Origin of the sequence: Fodinisporobacter ferrooxydans, from assembly GCF_022818495.1 — a bacterium.
Lineage (GTDB): Bacteria > Bacillota > Bacilli > Tumebacillales > MYW30-H2 > Fodinisporobacter > Fodinisporobacter ferrooxydans.
The window spans coordinates 4,050,521-4,074,758 of the sequence record NZ_CP089291.1; the positions used below are offsets into that span (position 1 = coordinate 4,050,521).

At 42.4% G+C, this 24,238-nt stretch carries 23 protein-coding genes, 1 pseudogene and 1 other annotated feature; of the genes and pseudogenes, 10 read left to right on the forward strand and 14 right to left on the reverse strand.

From position 1 onward, the window contains the following. The first annotated feature begins 104 nt into the window (after nt 1-104). The gene (locus LSG31_RS19445; protein ID WP_347436694.1) at nt 105-773 is read left to right on the forward strand and encodes a DJ-1/PfpI family protein; all 669 of its coding nucleotides are present in this window, start codon (nt 105-107) and stop codon (nt 771-773) included. 342 nt (nt 774-1,115) lie between these two features. Beyond that, nucleotides 1,116-1,334, forward strand: a complete 219-nt coding sequence (locus LSG31_RS19450; protein ID WP_347436695.1) for a hypothetical protein — start codon at nt 1,116-1,118, stop codon at nt 1,332-1,334. Nucleotides 1,335-1,467: 133 nt separating this feature from the next. On the opposite strand, the gene LSG31_RS19455 is transcribed toward LSG31_RS19450, so the two are convergent. From LSG31_RS19455 to LSG31_RS19475, 5 genes are all read right to left on the reverse strand, one after another. Continuing rightward, nucleotides 1,468-1,932 carry a GNAT family N-acetyltransferase gene (locus LSG31_RS19455; RefSeq protein WP_347439569.1) on the reverse strand — a complete coding sequence of 155 codons (465 nt, stop codon included), beginning with the start codon at nt 1,930-1,932 and terminating at the stop codon, nt 1,468-1,470. 2 nt (nt 1,933-1,934) lie between these two features. After that, nucleotides 1,935-2,564 carry an FMN-binding negative transcriptional regulator gene (locus LSG31_RS19460; protein WP_347436696.1) on the reverse strand — a complete coding sequence of 210 codons (630 nt, stop codon included), beginning with the start codon at nt 2,562-2,564 and terminating at the stop codon, nt 1,935-1,937. A 368-nt stretch (nt 2,565-2,932) separates the two neighbouring features. Continuing rightward, the gene (locus LSG31_RS19465; RefSeq protein ID WP_347436697.1) at nt 2,933-3,073 is read right to left on the reverse strand and encodes a hypothetical protein; all 141 of its coding nucleotides are present in this window, start codon (nt 3,071-3,073) and stop codon (nt 2,933-2,935) included. Next, on the reverse strand, nt 3,063-3,314 hold the full coding sequence (locus LSG31_RS19470) for a hypothetical protein (RefSeq protein ID WP_347436698.1): 252 nt from the start codon (nt 3,312-3,314) through the stop codon (nt 3,063-3,065). Before LSG31_RS19470 ends, LSG31_RS19465 begins: the two co-directional genes overlap by 11 nt. Nucleotides 3,315-4,004: 690 nt before the next feature. Further along, nucleotides 4,005-4,577: a helix-turn-helix domain-containing protein gene (locus LSG31_RS19475; RefSeq protein ID WP_347436699.1), complete on the reverse strand. Its 573-nt coding sequence runs from the start codon at nt 4,575-4,577 to the stop codon at nt 4,005-4,007. 86 nt (nt 4,578-4,663) lie between these two features. Here LSG31_RS19475 and LSG31_RS19480 point away from each other — a divergent pair, with 86 nt between their 5' ends. Both LSG31_RS19480 and LSG31_RS19485 read left to right on the forward strand, forming a co-directional pair. Further along, nucleotides 4,664-4,981 carry an AzlD domain-containing protein gene (locus LSG31_RS19480; protein WP_347436700.1) on the forward strand — a complete coding sequence of 106 codons (318 nt, stop codon included), beginning with the start codon at nt 4,664-4,666 and terminating at the stop codon, nt 4,979-4,981. Nucleotides 4,982-4,995: 14 nt separating this feature from the next. Further along, nucleotides 4,996-5,700, forward strand: a complete 705-nt coding sequence (locus LSG31_RS19485; RefSeq protein WP_347436701.1) for an AzlC family ABC transporter permease — start codon at nt 4,996-4,998, stop codon at nt 5,698-5,700. Nucleotides 5,701-5,968: 268 nt separating this feature from the next. Here LSG31_RS19485 and LSG31_RS19490 read toward each other — a convergent pair whose 3' ends face one another. The 3 genes from LSG31_RS19490 to LSG31_RS19500 form a co-directional block, all read right to left on the reverse strand. Then, nucleotides 5,969-6,994 carry a phosphotransacetylase gene (locus LSG31_RS19490; protein WP_347436702.1) on the reverse strand — a complete coding sequence of 342 codons (1,026 nt, stop codon included), beginning with the start codon at nt 6,992-6,994 and terminating at the stop codon, nt 5,969-5,971. A gap of 143 nt (nt 6,995-7,137) precedes the next feature. After that, nucleotides 7,138-8,907 (reverse strand): sulfoacetaldehyde acetyltransferase, encoded by a 1,770-nt coding sequence (gene xsc / locus LSG31_RS19495; protein WP_430734214.1) that lies wholly within the window; start codon nt 8,905-8,907, stop codon nt 7,138-7,140. Between the two features lie 47 nt (nt 8,908-8,954). After that, on the reverse strand, nt 8,955-10,127 hold the full coding sequence (locus LSG31_RS19500) for an iron-containing alcohol dehydrogenase (RefSeq protein ID WP_347436703.1): 1,173 nt from the start codon (nt 10,125-10,127) through the stop codon (nt 8,955-8,957). 332 nt (nt 10,128-10,459) lie between these two features. On the opposite strand from LSG31_RS19500, the gene LSG31_RS19505 reads away from it, so the two are divergent. The 3 genes from LSG31_RS19505 to LSG31_RS19515 all read left to right on the forward strand — a co-directional run bounded on the left by LSG31_RS19505 (nt 10,460) and on the right by LSG31_RS19515 (nt 15,621). Then, nucleotides 10,460-11,974 carry a sigma-54 interaction domain-containing protein gene (locus LSG31_RS19505; RefSeq protein WP_347436704.1) on the forward strand — a complete coding sequence of 505 codons (1,515 nt, stop codon included), beginning with the start codon at nt 10,460-10,462 and terminating at the stop codon, nt 11,972-11,974. A 520-nt stretch (nt 11,975-12,494) separates the two neighbouring features. Continuing rightward, the gene (locus LSG31_RS19510) at nt 12,495-13,793 is read left to right on the forward strand and encodes an IS110 family RNA-guided transposase (protein WP_347436551.1); all 1,299 of its coding nucleotides are present in this window, start codon (nt 12,495-12,497) and stop codon (nt 13,791-13,793) included. Between the two features lie 490 nt (nt 13,794-14,283). Beyond that, nucleotides 14,284-15,621, forward strand: coding sequence for an MFS transporter (locus LSG31_RS19515; protein WP_347436705.1), 1,338 nt, complete (start codon nt 14,284-14,286; stop codon nt 15,619-15,621). Between the two features lie 359 nt (nt 15,622-15,980). On the opposite strand, the gene LSG31_RS19520 is transcribed toward LSG31_RS19515, so the two are convergent. From LSG31_RS19520 to LSG31_RS19540, 5 genes and pseudogenes are all read right to left on the reverse strand, one after another. Beyond that, nucleotides 15,981-16,295 (reverse strand): hypothetical protein, encoded by a 315-nt coding sequence (locus LSG31_RS19520; RefSeq protein WP_347436706.1) that lies wholly within the window; start codon nt 16,293-16,295, stop codon nt 15,981-15,983. A gap of 90 nt (nt 16,296-16,385) precedes the next feature. Beyond that, a pseudogene (locus tag LSG31_RS19525) lies at nt 16,386-16,628 on the reverse strand (nitrilase); the annotation flags it as partial. 45 nt (nt 16,629-16,673) lie between these two features. Continuing rightward, entirely contained in the window at nt 16,674-17,651 is a 978-nt protein-coding gene (locus tag LSG31_RS19530) for a DMT family transporter (protein ID WP_347436707.1), read from the reverse strand. 160 nt (nt 17,652-17,811) lie between these two features. Next, nucleotides 17,812-18,079: a binding site (T-box leader), on the reverse strand. Nucleotides 18,080-18,390: 311 nt separating this feature from the next. After that, nucleotides 18,391-18,849 carry a carboxymuconolactone decarboxylase family protein gene (locus LSG31_RS19535; protein WP_347436708.1) on the reverse strand — a complete coding sequence of 153 codons (459 nt, stop codon included), beginning with the start codon at nt 18,847-18,849 and terminating at the stop codon, nt 18,391-18,393. 190 nt (nt 18,850-19,039) lie between these two features. Further along, complete coding sequence (locus tag LSG31_RS19540) at nt 19,040-19,465, reverse strand: hypothetical protein (protein WP_347436709.1); 426 nt, start codon at nt 19,463-19,465, stop codon at nt 19,040-19,042. Nucleotides 19,466-19,688: 223 nt separating this feature from the next. Here LSG31_RS19540 and LSG31_RS19545 point away from each other — a divergent pair, with 223 nt between their 5' ends. From LSG31_RS19545 to LSG31_RS19555, 3 genes are read left to right on the forward strand one after another with little or no spacing between them, the layout of a single operon-like run. Continuing rightward, a complete protein-coding gene (locus LSG31_RS19545; protein WP_347436710.1) occupies nt 19,689-21,203 on the forward strand; it encodes a spore germination protein in 1,515 nt (504 codons plus the stop codon). Then, nucleotides 21,200-22,402, forward strand: coding sequence for a Ger(x)C family spore germination protein (locus LSG31_RS19550; RefSeq protein WP_347436711.1), 1,203 nt, complete (start codon nt 21,200-21,202; stop codon nt 22,400-22,402). The genes LSG31_RS19545 and LSG31_RS19550 overlap by 4 nt, the downstream gene beginning before the upstream one ends. 6 nt (nt 22,403-22,408) lie before the next feature. Then, nucleotides 22,409-23,509 carry a GerAB/ArcD/ProY family transporter gene (locus tag LSG31_RS19555; protein ID WP_347436712.1) on the forward strand — a complete coding sequence of 367 codons (1,101 nt, stop codon included), beginning with the start codon at nt 22,409-22,411 and terminating at the stop codon, nt 23,507-23,509. On the opposite strand, the gene LSG31_RS19560 is transcribed toward LSG31_RS19555, so the two are convergent. After that, nucleotides 23,510-24,238 (reverse strand): hypothetical protein, encoded by a 729-nt coding sequence (locus tag LSG31_RS19560; protein WP_347436713.1) that lies wholly within the window; start codon nt 24,236-24,238, stop codon nt 23,510-23,512. It lies immediately after the preceding gene.

Here is a 24,238-nt window from a genome sequence, read left to right on the forward strand (position 1 = left end):
CTAACCATATCATAACCTATTGACAGGTTAAGCAAAACTCATTTATTATACTAACCATAATTACATATAAATATGGTTACTTATGATGAAAAGGAGGGTTTTTCATGTCAAACACACGTAATCAAGGGTTTCGATTGGGGATTTATATATTCAAAGATGCAGAAATTATAGACTTTTCTGCGCCTTATGGAGTGTTTTCCGTAGCAAGGCGTTTCGATCCCGAACTTGATGTTTTCTTCATCGCAGATTCCATGCGTCCTGTTCAAACACAGGCGGGATTCACTGTGCTGCCAAATTACAGCTTCAGTGATCAGCCAAGCATGAATGCTTTTTTAATACCTGGTGGATTCGGTACACGACAAGAAATGCACAATACCCGCCTGCATGATTACATCCGAAATCTGCCAGAGAATTGCTTATTGACGAGCGTTTGCACCGGTTCCTGGATTTATGGCAAGATGGGATTGCTTGATGGAATAGCGGCAACAAACCGCAAAGAACCGGATCGGCAAGAGGCTTCGAGTCATGGAAAAGTGCCCATTGATCGTTTGGCGGAAATTGCACCAGCCTGTAAAATCGACCGCTCCCGAGTCGTCGACAGCGGCCGCATTGTGACTGCCGGCGGCATCAGTTCAGGAATGGAAATGGGATTTCATTTGCTAAGACGGGCCGGTTACGATGATGTCTTTCTTTCCGAAGTTGCAAGAGTCATGGAATATAGCAAAGCATACGACATTTACAAAGGTGATGTTCTGACTTCTACTCCCCAATAATGTTTCGTATTGTAAAATCAGCTTGCCAATACAAAAAAACGTTTGGAAAGAACGAGAGAGTCATGACTAGTTCTAACGGACTAACTGAAAATTACCCGTAATGCTCATTCAATTCCTGCCGATATCCCCGATACTAAAAGTGCGTGTTCAAAAAGTGGTTAAGTAAGACACAAGGAGTGCGAAGCCGAAGCACGAAAAGGCGACGGAGTGTACGTGTCTGGTACATGAGTAAGCCTTTTGGGGATTCGAAAGCAATCCGCCGTGGAGTTTTGACTACTTTTTGAACATCCTCTAAAAGTAGGAAGTGGAACAGCAATCTATTTTTATCAAGGGGCTGACGACATGATATTTCTACCTGTAGTTTTGGCAGTGGGGATTATCATCGGGATTGTTGTTGGAGTATTATTGGGAATCGGTGTAGGTTGGATCGCAGGAACGGTTCTCACTCTTATTTCCAATGAAGCAAGAATCGATTTGGGGATAGCTGTACTGGTTTTCATTGCTCTCTCCTACCTTGCTTATAGAGTCTTGCAGACACCAAAAACACATACTATAAAATAGCTCAATTGGAACTTGCAATATCTATGCTTTTCTGTGCATTTTGTGCATTGGGAATTCATTCTTTGATAATGCTGCTTTTGCAGCATTTTTTGTTGCTGTGCGGATAGATCCCACATATGCCGCCAAAAACTCGTCAATCGTCTCGGCCATACAATTGGTTTGCGGGTACAGTCTTTTCCATATGCCGCTCGGGTTCAACGATCCGAGTAAAGCCATATTTTTCGTACAGGCCGTGTGCGTCCCTCGTTACAAGTTGAAACTTCCGGAGACCTTGCAACAACGGATGTCCCATAATGCACTCCATCATCCACTTGGACAGCCCCTGTCCCCGATATGCCGGCAAAACAAACACATCACCCAAATATGCAAATGTGGCAAAGTCAGAAATCACTCGTGCAAATCCAACCTGCTCTACCCCATGGTAAATTCCGAAACATAATGAGTTTTGAATCGACCGCTCTGCAACATCCCGTGGGATCCCTTTGCACCAGTACGCTTCATCGTGCAGATACTTGCATACCACATCCACATCCATGCGATTTCGATCTGTCGATAGCACAAAATTATTTTGGCTAACTTCGTATTTGTCAGAAACCATTGTCAATCACTCCCTCCTACAACATCAAGCTGAATCTGCATCAGCCTGGCAACCTCGCCAGCTTGACGGTCATTTGAGTTTCGAAGTCCATCGATCACAGCGCGAATAGTATCTGCAGACTTGTTTTGACTCAGCTTGGCCTTCCCCTCCATCGCCGCAACTTCGATTTCAAATCCTACCACTGCTTTCTCCAGCTTCACATAAAATTCTTCGTCCAAATGGTCCAAGAGCGATGAATTTGGCTCGTAAAAACGGACCGTCTCCATGAGTAGTGAGTGTAATTGCCGCTCATCCTGGATGATCCGACACTTGCCAGTCACATGAACAGCCACATAGTTCCATGTAGGAACCGCTTGCTTCTCTACGTACCAAGAGGGCGAAATGTATGCGTGTGGTCCTTGAAAAACAATCAAAACTTCTGCCCCATCCAGCTTCCGCCAGTGCGGATTTGCCTTTGCGAAATGGCCCAAAAGCGTTTGTTTCCGGGTAGCACCTTGCTCGATCAACAGCGGCAAATGCGTGGCAAAAGGGCGTTCGTTCACTTGTGAAAACAGAATGCCAAAACTGTTCTGTCGAATGAATTGAACCATCTCTTCGGTGTCGTGTATCTCAAAAGATGCTGGTATGTACATGATATTGCCTCCTCGTAAAAATACTGTTCATTTTCTCTTTGTTATCCTATCGCCACTTCTCCTAGTTGTCTCCAGCCAATTGGTGATTTTCTTGCCCAGCTAATTCCTGTATCATGGACATGAGGTGGTACTCATGACTTGGAAGCCTGATTGGAACATCGACGAACCTGTATTCCGTCAAATTGCGAGACATTATGAAGAACTTATTATCAGCGGTGAACTATCACCAATTTGCCCAAAATCTAATTGACCATGACTGATGGATAAAGTGTCAAAAGTAATTTCATCAATCCTTTTTCGAAACGAACGTTGCTTCCCACCAACTCCATACATTACAACTATTTCATCATGAAGTTCTGGTTTTATATCTATTTTTCTGCTGCATCGATAGAAATAATGGTTCGAGAAGCTCCTGTATCAATAATCACATTTTCGATAATTGTTGATTTTCCTCTGTGTGTAAGTACTAAAGAAGTAAATAATAATCCATCGACAAGATTAATTTTCATAGGCACTTCTCTTAATTGCCGGCTTTACCAGAACCTCCATAACAATCCGATCTTTTGAAGTATGGTATATAAATCGATCCCCTTTGCACTCACGAAGCACTTTTAATGTTTCGTCATCAGATACAGGGCGGATTACTGCAACTTCTTCAACATATACTTTATTCCCTTCATAGTGTGATTTGATCTCCTCCACCAAAACAAATTGCTCGGGATATAATTGACGTACTTCTGTCCATAGCATACGTTATCACTGCTTTCCCTTTTTTCTTTTATAATACCATGCAAATAATAATAAAAGGAGTCCATAAGGACTCCTTACATCAAACCAATACACCCAGCACATAAGCTGCGATAACAATTTTAAAGTATATGCAGTATTGCATAGTTTTAGACTTAAGTCCTTTATTTTCATCGGTTATAGAATACTCATCATTTTCCTAGTTCTTTTTATAAGCAATCAAATTAAAATGACTTATATGGATATGAACTGGCTTTGATAAATACGTTTTAGCGTCAGTGTCTGTTAAAACGACCGTTAAGATTTCGTTTGGTCCCCTTCCCGTACCATAATTAATTTTGAATTGCTGTCCTGTTTTATTATGGTATAACCTTGTTCATTTAAAATTCTATTCCTAAGTTGTCCCTGTGTTGGGAATATGGAAAATAACAGGATAGTTAAACAAACTATACAGGCGATCAGAAATAGGATCTTCGTCTTTGTTATACGGAGCATAAAAAATTCCTCCATACTTTGGTTTCAAAATTAATCTTCACTCTTATTTCTATGTTATTCCATATAATCCGACTAATCCCTTTTGTATGTAGTTCAACTTATCCCGTTACATATCGCTACATTGCTAGACTATCCCTGCCCGTTTGAACAAAAAAACGGCTACCCAAGCAACCGTCACCCGCATCTACCTTTGATCCCCTATTGATCAACACGATGGTATACAAGCAACACAAGAAATTCACAGTCTTCATCATGTTCATTTATGTAGATATGACTCACATCAGCCACAAAATGTATCGAATCACCTGCTTCGAGAACATACGCTTGATCCTTTATTCGTAACGTTAAACATCCTTTCTTGACCCAAATGCCTTCTGTGACATTTGCTCCATGCGCTTCCGCTTCATGAAAGCATTCCGGCAGCAGTCGCGTCTGAAACAGTTCAACCGATCGGGGATGCCGGATCGTCAAGACATTCCGTACAACGTAATGACCATTATTATCTTGAACGATCGGCTGTTCAGACTGCCTCACCACTATAGCATGCGGTTGTTCAAAATCTTTGAGGAATACCGAAAAGGGAACCTGTAATCCCCCGGCAATCTTCCACAATGTTACGACCGTTGGATTCGATTCACCCCGTTCAATTTGACCCAGCATGGGTTTGCTTACCTCAGTCACATCAGCAAGTTGATCAAGCGTCCACCCGCGTTCCTTACGGAGACGGCGCAGTGTTTGACCGATGTGTTGTGTTAAATAATCGATTTCCATTCCAGCTCACCTCTTTTATACTATAACATACACAGATATGTTATAGTATATTTAATGAACTCTTCAAATAAGGAGTGTGTTCAATCATGCACGTTTTAATTGAGACTCTGATTATCGGTGCAGGCACTTTTCTAATCCGTGCCATTTCACTGAGTTGGGGAAGCCGGGTCATTTGGCCAGCATGGGGTCAAAAATGGTTGTCTTTTGTAACACCTGCAGTTTTGGGGGCACTCCTTGGACCATTGCTTTTTCTTCCGGACAACCATTTGGTGCCTATTGTCCATAATACTACGCTCCTTGCGGCGATTCCCACTGCCATAGTCGGCTGGTTTACCCGCCACCTTTTTTGGACAGTCGCCGCCGGTGTGGCGTGTTTTGCTATCGTGACACACTTGATTTGGTGAAGAGGTGATTGAAAATGAATAACCGCCGACTGATTGCAAAAGGGATCCGAGATGCTGTGCCGATCATACTCGCGTATTTCCCCATAGCAATGACTTTTGGAGTGATCTCTACAGGAAACGGTATACCTTGGCTCGTTACCATTCTAATTTCTGTATGGGTGTATGCTGGGGGTGCTCAATTTATGTTAGTGAGCTTGGCTTTGGCCGGTTCTTCCGTGATTTCCACTGTCGCCACTGTGCTTCTGGTAAACCTGCGACATTTTCTTTACGGTACATCCCTCGGTCCCGCCTTCATCCATTGGTCCGAACCGAAAAAATGGTTGTCAGCTTTTGGGTTGACTGACGAAGTGTTTGTGGTCGCCAGCAATCGTTATTTGCAGGAACCGCCTTTTCCTCGATACCACTTAGCCTTCGTATTCGCTTGTTATGGTTCTTGGCTTGCCGGTACATTGGTTGGAGCAAGCATCGGTCAGACGGTTCCCGCAGCAGTCTCTCAAATCCTTGGCTTTGCTCTCCCGGCATTATTTTTGGCATTGCTGTTAAGCTCCAAGCGTTCCGGGGCACACATTGCCGCCGCAATATTTGGTGCGATTCTGGCTGTTGCAGCACATTTGTTGCAGTTAGGAAATGTTGGCCTGGTTGTTGGGGCCGTTATCGGCGCAACGTTAGGCTTGATTTGTCAGAACTTTGTAGAAAGCTGCAAACAAACGAATTTGTAAAAATAGAATCCCATCGATGATCAGTCAAATGTCAATTGAATTTTTACATAACGCCGATCATCCAAACTGAAGGGTGGATCGATACTTCCCCTTCAGTTTCTCAATGATTTTTAAAGAGGATGTTCAAAACCAACATGGCCTTATGGCCACCACATGATATGAAAATGTTATTTTCGTATAAAAAGTATCCATATTGGGTATGAAAAATAAAAAATGTACCTATATAGTTGTCGTTGGTAGCTAAACTGACAGATTACTTAGTTTGCAGTTACCGTTTCTCTGCTTGCAGTGCCGTGACGCACACCATATCTACAATATCTTCGGCACTGCATCCTCTTGATAGATCGTTGATGGGTTTTGCGAATCCTGACAGAATTACCCCTAACGCCTTCGCATTAGCTAGTCTTTCTACTAGCTTGTAACCAATATTCCCTGCGTTCAGATCGGGGAAAATCAAAACATTTGCTTGTCCGCGAACCAAACTTTGTGGCGCTTTACGATTTGCTATATCAGGAATCAATGCAGCATCCGCCTGCAACTCTCCGTCTACAATAAGGTTTGGTTGTCGTTGCCTGATGATCTCAACAGATTTTCGAATTTTATCCAAAACAAGATGCTCGGCACTGCCCTTTGTCGAAAATGACAGAAATGCTACGACAGGTGAAAGACCAGCCACGATTTGCGCCAGTTTTGAAGCGTCCAAAGCGATGGCGGATAACTGCTCGCTATTGGGATCCGGGACCACCGCACAGTCCGCAAATACGAGCATGTCCTGTCCTCCAGGCAGAGAATGTGGCAACATCATGATAAACGCCCCAGACACCAGTTTGGACTCTTGATGCAACCCAACCACCTCAAGTCCGGCCTTCAGAACATGCCCAGTAGGTATGCTTGAGCCACCGACCATCCCTTCCGCCTGTCCGATCGCAACCAACGCAGCTCCGAAGTATTCTGCCCTGGACATCCTCTTCACTGCCTCATCAAGACTGGGTACAAGTTTCCCGCGACGAAAGCACCTCTCTCGATAAAGTTCAGCGAACTGGGTCAATTCTGGATCTTGGATTGGATCTCGGACTGTCACCGATACAGGTAATGAATGCAATCGACGGTGAATTCGAGTCTCATCCCCTAGAAGTATGAAGTGAAGAGAACAAGTCTCTCGTCCGCTGGAAATTTTCTCAATGGCATTCAATGCACGTTCATCGTCACCATCCGTGATCACAATACGATGCTCTAACCGAAACGCCTGTTGACGGAGCTGTTCCAATTTCGGTGTCCAATGTTGATTCTGCACTTGGTATCCCTTCTTTTGAATGTAGTTATACCGTTCGACCTGCTTCTCACATTTGACGGGAAAATTCGATTTTATGGACGTTTAGGAAAGCAAGGAGCAAAAGGCATTCCGCCTTTTACCCCTTCCCAGCATGATTGATCTTGTTACCAGTTTTTATGATCCAGATGAGCATATTTAGATAAAAAACGGGTTGGCATTTTTAACGCATCTTTACGGAATGGTGGAGCCAATTGAGTTCCATCCACTTGTATATCGAGTACGGTTGGTTTATCAGACTCCATTGCATTGAGGAGGGCTTCTCTTAGGTCTTCCGGATTGTCAACGCGGATACCGTTTGCTCCCATGACTTTGGCTAATTCAGCAAAATCAGGATTATTAATGTCCGCACCCACGAAACGGTTGTTATAGTAATCCACTTGATTCTTCTTTTCTGCACACCAAGCCCCATTATTGAATACACAAGCGATAACCGGAATGTTTTGATCAACCGCCGTGCTCACTTCATGCAAGCTCATCCCCCATGCCCCATCACCGACAATGGCGAATACGGGGCAATTGGGATTTCCTAATTTGGCCCCAAGTGCCGCGGGATAGGCAAAACCTGTATTGCCGAATGTTAAAGCAGCGATATGTTTTCGTGGTTGCGTGAACTTCAGGTAACCGTTCGCCGTCGAAGAGACATTGCCAATGTCAGAAGAAACAATCGCATCTTCCGGTAGCAACTTGGTAAGTTCCAACAATGCCCTTCTCGGATTCATCGGATTGCCATCTACCATGGCAAGTTCCACGAGTTCTGCTTCCCATTCCTGATTGACCGCTGCAATTTCCGCGAGGCGTTTGCTATTTGGCTTACGGTTGACATCTTTGGCTTGCAGGCGTTTCAAAAGTTCGCTGCTTGCTTCCCGAGCGTCACCAATAATACCAACCTCGACAGGATGTGTGCGTGCAATATTACGCGGATTGATATCGATTTGGATAATCTTCGCATGCTTCGGCCAATAATCAATGTCGTAACAAGGCAATGTACCAAACACGGAAAGTCTTGTGCCAATCGCTAAAATCACATCTGCTTTCGCCAATGTTTTCATCGCTGCTTTTGAACCCATATAGCCAATCGGTCCGACCGCCAAAGGATGGTTAGCCGGGAAAGCGTCATTATGCATATAAGAAGTGGCTGTCTGTGCAGTCAAATAGTCCGCAATGCCAATCACAGGTTCCCAGCCATCAGCATCCACGGTTCCGCGACCAGAGATGATCACCGGATACTTTGCCGATGCCAACAGTTCGGCAGCTTTGTCCAGCGATTCCATCGAACCACAGCCTCTTGCATCCACACGATACTGGTGAGGTTCAAGGATTCGATCTTCCAATTCACCATAGAATAAATCACGTGGAATATCAAATAGTACCGGCCCCCGTTCCGCATAGGCAATACGAAAAGCGGTTCGTAAACAATCCGCAACCCTGCTGACATGTGGGACTTGAACGGTCGCTTTGGTGATGGCATCAAATACGGATACTTGATCACATTCTTGAAATCCATCCCAACCAACTGTCGGTGTTCCGGCAGATGGAGAGATGACAACCATTGGTGTGTGTGCCTGATAAGCAGCAGCCACGGAAGTAACCATATTGGTAATTCCGGGACCGTTTTGTCCAACGACTACTCCTGCTATCCCCGATACACGTGTATAAGCATCCGCCATGTGCGCGGCTGATTGTTCATGGCGTACTGGGATAAAGCGGATTCCTGCAGTTGGAAGCAAATCCAACATATCCATAAAAGCAGAGCCCAGAATCCCCGTGATATGTGTCACACCTTCCGCCACTAAAGTCTCAACAATCGCTTCACTCGGTGTCATTTTTACTTTCGTGCCTGTTAAATTTTTAGTTTCAATTTCTGTCATAGCCATAATTCAAATCCTCCTAAGTTTAATGAATGAATTTTAAAAGATAATTATTATTGAACAATTAGTTTCTCAGCAAGCATTTCATATATTGCTGATACATCTTTGCTTGTTGGTATTCTTACGTTAGTTAATATTCCATTTCCAGACATAGCATCATCGACGAGAATAGGGATAGAATCTCTTAATTTTTGAACATCAATATATTTTCTGCCATCGTCCCATATCCCAAATTTCTCATTGTAGCTTTCTATTATTTTCAAAGAAATGTTAGCTAACTGATCAGTATTTAGTGATGGATCAGAGCCCAAAGCTATTGCGATATTTGCATAGCGTTCTTTGGCTGCTTCAAGCCCGAAAAGCATCACAAAGGGTAGCAGAAGAGATACACTTAAACCATGCTGAATGTGAAAGCGTGTACCTAAAGGGCGACCTGCTGCATGGGCTAAATTCGTAGAGGAATTAGAGAAAGCAATCCCTGCATAACAGCTAGCTAACATCATTTTTTCTCTAGAGTCATTGTCTGCTCCATCCTCCCATATTCGAGGCAAAGCGGTTCCAATTATACGAATAGATTCTAATGCATATAGGTCGGTCATTTTTGTAGCCCGATTAGATACATACGCCTCTATTGCATGTGTTAACGCATCAAGTCCTGTATAAGCTGTAAGATGACGTGGTAGGCTAATGGATAGTTTTGGATCTAAGACAGCGGTATCCGGTATTAAATTAGGATGACCAGGATTCATCTTGAAATTAGTTTCGGTATTCGTTATAACCATGACTTTTGTAGCTTCTGAACCAGTTCCCGACGTAGTCGGAACCGCGATGAGTGGGAGGCGGTTTAAATAGGGCTGTTTCGTTATGTCAGTCCATTTTAAATCATGATTGATAGCAAATAACGAAACAGCTTTTCCCAAATCGATTGCACTTCCTCCACCAATTGATATGATACAATCCGCCTTAAAATCTTTTAAAACTTCTAGTGCTGCCTCAACGTGTAAGGTTGTAGGCTCACCAGCATAATCACTAAAAAATCTACTTTCAAAATTTCCCTTCCTTAAAATTTCTTCCACTTTGTAATGCAGATTGATGGGGGGATTGGCTAAGAAAGAATCCATTACTACAAAAGCTCTACTACCACGATTTTCAATTACAAATTCATCCAATGAATTTAAATACCCATTCCCTATATAAATATGGCATGGTAAATCTAGTTTAGGCATATTGTTCCCCCATTTTAACTGAAATAGTTCATATATTTTCCGGATCCAAAGTACTAGTATTTTGATCTCAAAATAAATAGAAATTGTTCACCCCCAATTCTTACTGGTTATGTAACTTACAATTCACCACCTTTGTATTAAGAATTAGGTTTAAAAATTATATTTTATATGTGAGATATACAGCAAAAATCATGCCAATCAGAAAATGTTGTATATGTATAATTATTCTGATAGTTTATGGTGTACAATAAAATTACTATGGTGACAATTTGCTTCCATGATGGTGCTCTAAAAACACCGTCCAATTTTAAAATTAGGAGTGGGAGGAAATAATGGACTGTCTATTCGATGATCATGTCGATAAAGAAAAATTGTTATCAGAAATTACACAGCTCCAATCTATCAGTGAACAGTTTCGGGCAATTTTTGATTCTTCAACCGACGGTCTTTTTGTTGTCGATTCTGGAGGGATTGTATTAGAAATTAATAAAGCATATGAACAAATGACCAGTATTTTACGTGAGGAAGTGGTAGGGAGAAACTTAACTGATCTAGTATTATCTGAATATTTTGATAAATCAGCATCCCTTTTGGCTTTACAATCTAAGAAGACGACAACAATCATACAACAAATAAAAAAACAAAAATTCTTTGTTGTAACGGCCAATCCTGTATTTGGTACAGAGCCAGAGATTAAAATGGTTGTCACCAGTGTCAGAGACGTTACATTTTTACACCATTTACAACAACAGCTTCGGCAAGTAGAACAGATTAACGAAAGACTCTCCTATCAAATACCGACTGCTAAAGAAACACAGAAAAGTTTCTCTGCCATTTATGGAAGCTCTAAAATGCAAAAGCTTTTAGAAAAAATAAAACAAATTTCTTCGTTCCCAACACCTGTATTAATTACTGGTCCCTCAGGTACAGGTAAAGAAGTGTTGGCAAACATGATTTATCAGTTAAGTTCCACAGAGAATAGACCATTTATTAAAGTCAATTGTGCAGCAATTCCACCCGAACTATTCGAATCCGAATTGTTCGGTTATGTAGGGGGATCATTTACTGGTGCGCATAAAGATGGAAAACCTGGATTGATTGAATTGTCAAATAAAGGAGTTTTACTATTAGATGAAATCGGTGAAATGCCTTTACCTTTACAAGCCAAATTACTGCGTGTGTTACAAGATAAAACGATAACCCGTCTTGGAGATACAAAACCCAAACAACTTTCCTTTCGCTTGATTTGTTCAACAAATCAAGATCTAAAACAATTAGTTAAAGAGAAAAAATTCCGTGAGGATCTATGGTATCGAATTAATGTAGTTCACCTTGAAATTCCACCGTTACGTGAACGCAAATCAGATATTCGTCCTCTCACGAAACAGTTTTTAGATGAATTTTGTTCTCAATATGGTTTACAAAAGCAGATAAAGCCAGAAGCTATGTTGTCTTTAGAAGAATATTCATGGCCAGGAAATGTACGTGAGCTTAAAAACATTGTGGAGTTTCTTGTTGTCTCGACAACTGATAATAATATTTCACTGGATGATCTTCCAGAGCATGTCAGGAATAATTGGGATTTCGTGAATGTGTCATACGAAGGAGAGCTATCTCAGACAAACGAAGATACTCAAATAACAATATCTGATAATAGAACTTTGAAGCAATTACTTGATCAATTTGAAGCAAAGCAAATATTACGAGCATTAAACTCCACTAAAAGTATGCGTTCAGCTGCTGCCTTACTAGGCATAGACCACGCTAGTTTAATTCGTAAAATGAAGAGACTCGAAATTTATAAAAAGTCAAGCTATCGTAGCTTATCGTCCACAGACACGAAATGATGGAGCATTCTGTCTTACATCAAATCTTTAAACTGTGGAAATTTGGATACGTGAGTTATCTCTTCTATTACATATACCAAATAACTATACACAGCAATAATGGTGATAGATTGACACTAAAAGTCAGAATATCGGTGTTCAACCATCACCAAAGTTGGACTATATATTTTTAAAATACTTAGAAATGCGGTAAATACAAAACTTAATAAAAGTGGCACAGTTTTTGCATTGTTATTTAGTGACATTGCATTTCTGGAAAGGAGAGGATACGCCCTTGTTTGTAAGCGGATTCATTTTGTATTACTACATGCTTAAATCGCCTTGAGTTTTAATTGCACCATAGAATAAACAGTGGTAAATATTAAAAAAATTCATTTAAACGCCGTAACGATGTTGGGAATCATTACGAGGAGCAATTCCTGTAATGAAGTAATTTAAGCTTTGAACGAAAAAAGCACCTCTTGTATACTAGGAAACGTTCGACGCAGAACAATACCTACATACGAAAAGAGGCGCTCACATGAAGTATAAGACGAAGCAGAAACAGAATCAACGGATTACAAGAATTACCGAGAACACATTGGTGGTTGGAGCTGACATCGCAAAGAAGATACACGTAGCTCGAGCTGTGGATTTCCGTGGAATTGAGCTTGGGAAGGACTGTGTGTTTCACAACGACCAGGAAGGGCTGACGAAGCTGGCAGCGTGGATGAAGGAGCTTGGCCGAATTCATGAGAAAACAGACATTATATTCGGCATTGAACCGACTGGACACTACTGGTTCCCGTTAGCGGCGTTTTTGAAGGAGCAAGGCATTCAGGTTGTTGTTGTCAATCCGCATCATGTGAACAAGAGCAAGGAGCTCGAGGACAACTCACAGACCAAAAGCGACTACAAGGATGCAAAAGTCATTGCCGACCTCATTCGGAATGGAAAGTACTCAGAACCTAACTTACCGACCAAGGAATACGCAGAATTACGCATTCTGATGAATCTTCGCGAGAAGGTCATGGTGAGCTTGATTCAAGTGAAAACACGGATCACAAACTGGTTTGACCGCTACTTTCCAGAGTATCCACAGGTATTTAAGGACTGGGAAGGGAAAGCGTCCCTCATGACCATGCGTCAGTTTCCAACTCCAGAGGAGATTGTCTCCGTAGGCGCCAGAGGCGTTCTCTCACATTGGAAGACGGAAATCAAGCGTGGGGTGGGCATTAAGAGAGCGGAGCAGCTCTATGCGACCGCAACGGCTTCCATCGGGCTTACCGAGGGACTGGCAGCGGCTCGAATCGAGCTGACTATCTTGCTGCAGCAGTACGATCTGTATGGCAAGCAGGAAGAAACCATTATGGCGCAAGTCTTGCAGATTCTTGAGAAGATCCCCGGAACTCGGCAGATGCTGAGCATCCCAGGGGTTGGTGTTCTGACCGTCGCCGGTTTCCTAGCGGAGGTTGGCGATCTCAACAACTATGATCACGGACAGCAAATCATCCGCTTGGCTGGACTGAATTTGACTGAGAATAGTTCTGGAAAACGGAAGGGGAAAACGGGGATCAGCAAGCGGGGTCGTTCTCGATTAAGAGGCATCTTGTTTCGCGCCATGCTACCGATGGTGGCCAAAAACGAAGAATTTAAAGAGCTGCACAAGTATTACACGACACGTAGTCAGAATCCGTTAAAAAAGAAGCAGTCGATCATCGCCTTATGTGGAAAACTGGTTCGCGTACTTTATACATTGGGGACAAAGCAGAAAGAGTATAACGCAAACGATGTACTGGGGCCAGTCCGACAAGCCCAGCTACAACAAAGTGCAGCATAAAATAAAAAATAGAACACGTATCAACAGCTTAGTATCTGGTTTTTAATAAATGAAATATCCACAACTGGATATTTCACAAATTCAACATTATCAACAAACTGAAAACTCGATTATTCAGATGTGCACAACTTTGACAACGGAAGCACCGGAGAAGCCGAAGGATTTTATCCATAAGGGCAACGACCCAGTCGAGGAGCAAGAATCGGCCTCCACCCCTTGAGAGGTAGAACGAAGGAATGTAAGGGCATAGACCCAGCGTGACATGGGAGGGTAAACCCCGAGGGAGAACGTGGAGATCCACTGTGCGATCATACCATTTTATCCACAGTTTGGAAAACAATGATTTCAAGCTTATTCCTGCCACCGGCCTTTACAGAAAAATATGGGTTCTATGCAATCTTTCACCAACACTCTCTAGGTGTCAAAGTTGTAAAACTAAGAATGAGCGAGAAAACAGGAGAAAACATTACTTTATAGTGGGAGGGTTAATATGATTGTTAATGATAGAAGGATGTTAAGACAAGTCGTAGGTTCTAGTCTAGTGGGTTCGACGATAGAATGGTATGACTTCTTTCTTTACGGTGTTATAGCTGGTATTGTATTGAACAAACTATATTTTCCGGTCAATGATCCCCTGATCTCGATACTTCTGGCGTATGCAACATTTGCAGTTGGTTTTATTACTCGTCCATTAGGCGGAATCATTTTTGGTCATTTCGGAGACCGCATAGGAAGAAAAAGTATGCTCATTATTACTTTATCTCTTATGGGGATTGCTACAGCACTAATCTCTGTAATACCGACGTACCAACAAATCGGTGTCTGGGCGCCGATAATATTGTTGCTGCTACGTGTTATTCAAGGTATCGGCCTAGGCGGCGAATGGGGTGGTGCGGTGCTAATGACTTTTGAGCATGCGAAACCTTCTAGCCGTGGTTTATATGCTAGTTTACCACAAATTGGACTTTCAATTGGATTGCTATTATCTTCTGGAATTGTTGGAGCATTATCGTCTTTGTTAACAAACAGTCAGTTTATGTCTTGGGGGTGGAGAGTTGCCTTTGCCATTAGTACCATAATGATTTTCATAGGCTTATGGATTCGAATAAAAGTCTCTGAGTCACCAGAATTTGCAGAAATCAAAAAATACAATAGAGAGTCTCGTGTACCGTTCAAAGAAATGTGGCGTGGACATACTGGAAATATACTCGCTGGAATGGGAGCTCGATATATTGACGGTGTCTTCTTTAATGTTATGGGCGTATTCTCAATTACTTATCTTACAAATAATATCCACATTTCCCGAACTACAGCATTATTGGGTGTCTCGGCCGCTTCGTTTGTCATGTGCTTTTTCATTCCTCTATTTGGATATCTATCGGATCGTATCGGGAGAGCCCGTGTATACGGATATGCTAGCATTATAACGGGTTGCTCATCACTTCCAGCCTTCTGGTTAATGTCCTCCAGTGGAAGTAATGTTCTATTAATCTGGCTATCTATCATTATCCCATTCGGAATTTTCTATGCTGCTGTTTACGGTCCTGAAGCCGCATTGTTCGCTGAATTGTTTGATACACGAGTTCGCTACACCGGAATGTCTTTTGTTTATCAATTTTCTGGAATATTTGCGAGTGGAATTACACCTATCATTGCTACGGCATTAATTAAACTCGATGGTGGATCATACATCTATATGACTTTGTATGTCATATTAACCGGTATTGTTAGTGCTCTATCAGCTTGGTGGATATACTCTCGTCAAACTCAATCAATGCAACGATCATACAAAGAAGATTTTGTAATAACCGAATCCTCCAAATTATAAATTTACAATAAAGCGTTTTTCCACAAGGATTAAAAAGGTGAAGTATATTACTAAAAATAGTTGATTTTATAATTAAGATCCCAAATTGGACAGAGTATACAGCCCACTACAAGAGAGTTGCTTATAGAGCTCGTCTAAAATGTACCTCATATGGATATAAAAATAAAGATGCACCTATGCAAAATAGGGTAAAATGGAAGTATCGACACAACCAAAATTACCTATTTGTGAGGTGCATTTTTCCTACGCCATTTCGTACCAAAGTCAGTACAAAATTATTGTACGCCATCTTGGTCGGCCTGATTGCGCAAGCCTTGAAATTCAAAAACTTCCTTCATCCGATGCTGGCGGATATCTACTCAAGGCTGATTTTGTCCCCCGTCAACTACTGAAAATCCTTTCTTCCATGGCCCCGTAAATGGCGAATGGTGAAATCCTGTGAGTATGCCGGAACCAATGGCAACCACAGCCAATTGAATGGTTGTCAAAGCACCTGAGTTCATTGTTTTCCCGTCCGTCAGCTTTTTTGCCACCGACATTTGAATCGCCCGACAAAGAGCCGCTCCCAGAATCAAAAAATCGCCGATGTTGATGTAATACCCATGCAATGTCAATAGAGAAGATCGCGAAAAGAAGAACACCGAAAACAATTCCGCTGATCCATGTATGTACATCTGCTTTTCGGATCTCGTGAAAAGTCAGTGGCAATACCCTGATCGTCAGATTAGCATTCTATTTCACTCTACCATGCTATATTTAGCTCTTTAATCAAATACCCATTTCACAGAACTCTGTTTGTTCTCGTTTACGGCAAGCTGAAATATATCCGGACGGGCGTAACTGCCAACAGGATCAAAGTCGAAACGACTCTGCACAATCAAATCAAGATCCAAATTCCCGATAAGAATCTCCTCTCGCCCGTAAACAGGTTCAACGATATAATCACCAAGCGGGCCTACAATTGCGCTGCCTCCTGTGCACATGACTTCCGGTTGTGAGGACAACTCCCACTATAAATGAATCGTTTCTCTTAATTTCAAGCAACACTATTTTTAGTCATTGCTTTTTTTGTACATCCTCCCACGAAACTTTTGAAGTTCAAGAACAGCGACAGTCAAGAATACAAGAAAACAACCTGCCCATTGAACCAATTCCAGCCGCTCTCCCAAAAACAATGTTCCGAGTAAAATTGTGATCACAGGGCCCAACATCGAAAGGATGGATGCACGTTCCGCACCAATCCGCTTGATCCCTTCCAGGATCAACACAAAGGAAACGACCGTCGAAACTACCGCAATGACAAAATATAGTTCATACACGGAAAGGCTATATCGAAAAAGATTCATCGAATTCCCTGACACTGATTTTATCACCAGGTAGACAACCATCGCCAAACTGGCGCTGGCCATCCCGTATGCATTCATCCGGATCCCGCCAATTTTGTGTACCAGTTGGCTGGAAAGCACCAGATAGCCGGCATAGACCACGGATGACAAGAGGATAAATATCGCTCCTGTCAAATTCGCTTTGAGCAGGCCTGTATTCCACCCGCCAATCGACAAATAAATCCCTGCGTAAATGACGACAATTGCGATCAGGTTTTGGATGGAAATCATCCGTTTCTGCATAAAGGCCGACAGAATCATCACAAACACCGGATAGCTAATGAGCAGCATTCGTTCAACAATGGCAGACACATGGTGCAGCCCTATAAAATCAAGCAACGGAGACAGAAAAAAACTCAACAGGCCGGCGAAGCATGCTTTCACGCTGTCTCCCCTCTGCCGTATGGCGGGGATTTTGGGCCGATTGATCAGGAAAAGGATCCAAAACAATGGGGTGGCAATCAGTTGTCTTGCGAATAAAGTCGCTTCGGGAGATGCGCCTTTTTCGTAGGCCAGCTTGATAAAAATCGCTTTTGCCGCAAAACAGACGGTTCCCAAAATTACTAACATCATCCCCGTTGTAACCCGACGGTTGACCTGTGACTGAAACATCTGCTCACCTTTGCCAAACTCAGCTTTGCTCATCTCAACTCACCTTTCCTTTTCTGCTTGCTCGACTCGATGCCGATGGCCAGATCATCCTCCATCGCCTGGGAAAATGACGTGTTCATGTGTTCATGTGTTCATGTGTTCATGTGTTCATTCATTCGGTCCTGCAAAAAATAAAGAAAGGCCCCACATCCGCAATAGGGACGTGGGACCGTGGTGCCACCCTAATTAGCCTGTCAGTCATTTGGCTCACTTTAAGGGTACGGATCATAGTATACACCACGTCGATACCCGTCTCTTGGTAACGGAGAGACAATCCCGGCTTTGCCTACTGCCATGCTGCACAGGTTCAGCAAAGCAACTCAAAAGTCCATTCGGCATTCGATGTGTATCGGCTTGCACCACCCGCCGACTCTCTGAAACAACATCTATGAATGCGTGCTACTCTTCATCATCGTTTTTTCCGTTTCACACGTTTAATCTTGGTAAATAATGTATCAAAGATGAACGGTATCGTCAATACGTTTTTTACTTAATGTATATTGAGTTGCCAACTGCAGCATGCAATAATGAAGGCGAACAAGAGATTGTTGCTGATGCCCCTTGGCGGGTATGTGTCCCGAAGAGTCGTCACCTCATCGGGACATTCTTATTTTAAACTACGAGTGTAGCCGAATCAGTTGTACGATCAATGTCAGGAAAGCAACCATAAACATGAGCCAACGAAACGTTTTTTCATCTGCTTGAATAACAATCGTATCCATATTTCTTTATACTATTTCTTCGCCGGTTGATACTCTCCGGGAATGGCATTTGTGGCGATCGACAAGCGGTTCCAGCTATTGATCGTGTTGATTGCCATGATCAATTGGACGTATTGTTTGTCATTAAAATGTTTCCGTACACGCTGATACAATTCATCTGGAACACGGTTCGTAGCCACCAATGTGACTGCCTCGGTCAATTCAAGCGCCGCACGTTCTTCTTCCGTATAAAAAGGGGCTTCCCGCCATGCGTTCAGGGCGTAAATCCGCTGCTCCGTTTCACCGATGGCACGAGCATCTTTGGTGTGCATGTCCAGGCAGTATGCACAGCCATTGATTTGGGATGCGCGGATCTTGATGAGTTCCAGGAGTTTCGGTTCCAGTCCCGAGTTCTTTACATATTGCTCAAGCTGCATCATAGCTTTCAAACTATCAGGCTCAGTTGTTGCGTAGTTCAGACGCGGTTCCATATGTATCCTCCTCTATTGACACGTATTTGACCAGACACATGTAAAAGATGTAATAGTGTGTGGCAAAATCGATTACAATTCAAATGTTAGCACTCGCATATATTGGAATCAACCGTTAAACACAGCCGCTCCCAAATGACCATGAACAAACTCTCTAGAGATCTTTGTCAAATAGATTCATTCCACAACATCATTTTTGCAACGCCTGCTGCGCCATGCTTTTCAATTGCAGGAGTTCCTTATCCGGCGGATATTGATTCTTCATTGCAAGCCCTTTTTCGATCATGGGAAGAGCCTGTTTATATTCGCCGGCATACACATATGCATATGACAAGCCATATGCCACCATTCGGTAAGGCGGCTGTCCATTTTGCAACAGTGATTCATAATACGGTATAACCGATTGTTTGAAAAACCGGGGATAACGGTCATTCGAGTCGATCTTAAATTGTTGCGCGGATGTGTCCCAATGATAGATTTGATACTTGAACAACGGCCCGGTTTCTTTGATCCACGCCGCAATTTCAAGCAACTTATCGCCGTTTAGATCGGCAATCGTGAATTTGTTTGCGATGGTTTGAAATGTACTCTCGATTTTCCCGTTTTCCGGCCGCAATATCGTCAGGTTCCAGAAAATTCAGTTCCCCTTTGAATATTCTTTTGTTCAGACAAGACATTTTAAGAATCGAAAGGGAATCATCCGGATACAATAATTTGGAAAATGGAATGAAGAGGTGTTTGTTACGATTCAATTTTTGAAAAGACTGGTAAGAAAAAGGCAATACAAACAGATTTCGTCAAACATGAACTCATCCTCGACATATTCATCCGAGGAAACCGTGAATCTGAATACGATACACATCCATACATCTTTGGAAGAAAATTTGCAACAAATTAAAACTGCCCTTGGCAACAGAGATGATTTGGTTGTGCGAACCGTTGTTCTTTTACCGGAAACTCTCCGGAAAAAATGTGCCTTGCTTTTTTTGAACGGAATGGTTGACTTGGATTTTTTACATACGAACGTACTGGAACAACTGCTAAAAATCAGGCAAGTACTCGAGCCATCCATTCTCGATCAATGTGTCCTTGATGTATTGAGTGCGACAAGTGTATGTGTTGAATCGGATATTCACGCACTCATCCATCAGTTAACTCGTGGGTATGCTTTGATTTTCATTGATGGCGAGGCAAGATATATATGTATTGAATCATCGAAATATAACACGAGAGCAGTAAGCGAACCATCTACGGAAACAGTGGTAAAGGGGCCAAGAGAGGGATTTATAGAGGACTTGGATATTAATTTATCGCTCTTGCGAAGAAAAATTCGCAGCCACAATTTACAAATTGAGCGGTTGATTATTGGCAAACAAACCAGAACGAGTGTATGTATCTCCTATATACGAGGACTCGTAAAGGATGAAATTGTATCGGAATTACGCAGGAGACTCAAACAAATTGAGATTGATGGGGTATTTGAAGTAGGGTATATCGAACAATTGATTGAAGATCATCGCTATTCCGTGTTTCCGACTTGCATCACGACAGAACGGCCGGATACAACTGCCGCAAAACTTCTTGAAGGACGCGTCGCAATCTTAGTGGACGGAACACCGAATGTAATGCTATGCCCTGCACTATTTGTCGAATTTTTTCAGAACTCCGAGGATTATTACATAAAGCCTTACTATGCAAGTTTTGCCCGCATCTTGCGTTACTTGGCATTCTTTATGTCCACGTTTTCACCCTCTTTATATATTGCTTTTGAAAGCTTTGAGAAAGAATTGATACCGACATCATTAATCAACAGTTTTAGTGAGGCTCGCGAAGGTGTGCCATTTCCATTAACAATTGAAGTATTTCTAATGGTCATCGTATTTGAGTGGCTGCGCGAGGCCGGTGTGCGCATGCCCCGGCCAATCGGTCAAGCTGTCAGCATCGTCGGAGCTCTCGTGATTGGACAAGCGGCTGTGTCAGCCGGCATTATCGGCGCACCCACGGTTATCGTCATTGCAGGCGCAGGAATCACTTCGTTTGTTGTTCCCATGCTATTTGACGTAATGACTTTGTTTCGGATTCTCTCAATACTTGTAGTCGGTTTCTTGGGATTGTACGGGGAGTTTTTGCTTTGGTATGGCATGCTTATCTATTTGTCCGGCATTCGCTCCTTTGGCATACCTTATTTGTCTCCACTCGCTCCTCTCCTATGGCGGGAGTGGGGAGATGCATTTATACGCCTTCCTTTGAATTGGTTGAGACAACGTCCGCAATCTTTGGAAATGGTAGATCAGGTGCGCATGCAGCCTGATTCCTTAGAGAAACAGGATAAGGAGGATAACGAAACTACGTGAGACGAGATAGCGTTGCGTATTTTCATACCATTTTCAAATGTTCGGCTTGGGCCATGATCATTTTTTTGTCCATATTGCTAACAGGATGTTGGAATAATATTGATTTGAATGAAACACGACTCGTCTCTGTAGTCGGAGTTGACATCGGACCGCAAGGACAATATCGTCTTACCGCAAGAATCTATAATCCTAGTGCCGCCAAAAAAGAAAGCCAAGGACAATCGGGCCAACCATCAAAAGTGGTAGGTCAAATTGTGCAAGCGGACGGCAATACCATATTTGATGCAATACGCAATCTGATCTCGTATACAGGTTTCAAGTTGAATTTTCAACATATAAAATACATCGTAATTGGAGATGAACTGGCTAAAAAAACGCTTCTTCCCATTCTGGATTTTTTCTTGCGCGATCACGAACCGAGGCTCCGTACCTGGGTCTTGATCAGCAACCAACAAAATGCGGAACGTATTTTAAAGTCGTACCCGATTGTGCATTCCAACCAAGCAACAGAAATGGACGAAAAAATGAAAGCAAGCAAAAGCATCGGCAAATATCCGGCGGTTCCAATGATCGAACTGGCGCGTATGCTGGCACATAAAAATCAAACGGCTGAGCTCCCGCTTGTGGAGTCAAAAACGGTTCAAAAGGTGCCTGTGAATTATGTTCTTGGAACAGCTCTGATTAACCATGGGAAAATGATTGCTACATTAGGGCCGAAACAAACAAGAGGAATGCTATTTGTCAAGAATCAAATCACCAGTTCAATCCTTGATGTTCCGATGGATATAAAAAAACATGAGTATATCGCGTTAGAGGTAATGGATGCAAAAACGCAAAACATTCCGGAATTGAAAAAAAATGAACTGACGATGTATATACAGGTTCATGTCACAGCGAATATCGGTTCCATCGAAATTCCCGCTGAAGCAAATAAAGATCTATATCGTACTTTGGAACAAAAATCAAGTCAAATCATTCAGGATGAAATCCAGCGTGCGATGGTCAGTATACAAAAAAACAAAGCCGATGTGTTTGGGTTTGGAGATCTGGTGCAACGGAAATATCCACACGAATGGAATACTGTTAAAAATTCTTGGCCAATTATGTTTGCGAATTCCAAGATCCGCGTAAACGTACATGTGCATATAAAACACAACGGATTACAATTTAATACATTAAAATGGAATAAGGGGGACTAAATATCCGTGTCAAAACAGTTGCTATCACGAGGACAATGGATTTCCATTGAATCTGTCAGCTTGCCGATGCTTGGGCATTTTTTTCTTGTCGGAATCTTGATTCGTTTGTCCGGTCGAGATGCATGGATCGCGGCATTGGCGAGCATATTTCCAGGGCTGTTATTCGCATGGATAATCGCAAAATGTAAGCACAGGTTTCCAAACATTTTGCTTTTCGAAAGTACAAAACATGCTCTCGGACGATCGATGGGATCCATTGTAAACGTGATTTATATGTTTTATTTCATGTTTTCTGCAGGATTGACATTCTGTGGTCTGGAGCAATTCATTGCTACAATATTTATGCCGGAGACTCCTTATTGGGCAATCGGGGGCAGTTTTTCCCTGTTGATTATCTTGTCGCTGTACTGTGGAATTGAAGCAATTGGCCGTACAGCCGTTGTATTTTTTATCACAATTTTAGTAACGGGAACATTTGTCGGTATCAACTTGATACCGGAAAAGGACTATTCGAGATTGTTGCCCTTGCTTACTACGAATTGGCACGAAGTTGGGCGCGGTGTATTGATTCTTATGTCAACATGGTCAGAACTCCTATTGGTGTTGTTCATTCAAAATAAAACGTCGACTTGGAAATCGATTCGAAATGGTGTCATATTCATTGTAATACTCAATGGTTTGTTATATACGATGATGATGGCTTCTGATATTGCGGTATTTGGGGAAGATTTGGCAAAAACAATGGATTGGCCTGTGCAGAAAGAGGTTCGTTTGCTTCAATTCAGTTTTTTGGATCGTCTGGATATTTACGGTCTTTTTACGGTAACCGCCGGTTGTATGATTCGGATTGCCATATTTTTATATGGCACATGCAAAGCATTGTCATCATTCCTACAAAAGGTTCCATATCAAGCATGGATTATACCTGTTGTATGTTTGATTTTCGGTTTTAGCTTATTGCCATTTTGGAATCACGCACGTTTTGAACAAGTGCTTGAAACATTTTATTTTTATAGCTCTATCCTGATGCTTTTTCCTTTCATGGTGTTGGCGGTCTCTTATTTCCGGCATCCTAAAAACCGGCTGAAACAGAATTCCAATACATAGTCAAGATTTTTTGGTGCGTTCGAATAACGTGGGAAATGCCCGCAATTTTAATATGTCACCGGATATTCCAAATGCAACTTCTCCGCCGCGTCCCATCAAAACATCTTCAACTTGAATGATTTGGATGATTAATAATGCTCCGACCAATTGGTCCAAATGATGCAAAAAGCGGTTCATTCGTGGCAAAGTGAATTTACTTGGGAGTGTGCGCGGTTCTCTTTGAATTTCTGTACCTGTTGTATCAAATGCAATTTTGCCTGCGGAATACCGTACGCCGGTCAAAACAAACGAAATATTTCGCGAAAAAAGTGCAAGTCCAACCACGAGATTAAAAATGGCGCGGATGATTTTTGTGTTTAAAATGTTTGTTTGTCGGGTTAAATCGAAGATTTGTTTACATGTACTAAATTGAAACCACTTGGATGTGACGCTGAAAACGATGGCGGACGCAACCATATTAAACGCGTAGATTTGCGCCTCACCCGTCAACAATAAGTAAGCGATAAACGCTTCCAGCGACATATACGCATCGGCAGACAAGCCTGTGCCAGGGCTGTGGAGATATGGCGGCAATCCGGAAGTAAGCCGCCAAAAGACAGGTCCGCGCAATCCGAATGTAAGTCTTCCGTTTCCGATTCGGATGGAGCCGATATTTACGTAACCAAGAATCAAAAGAAAGCTTGCGATAATCTCCAAGTCTCTGTCCAGACGCAGGCGAATTGGCTTCAT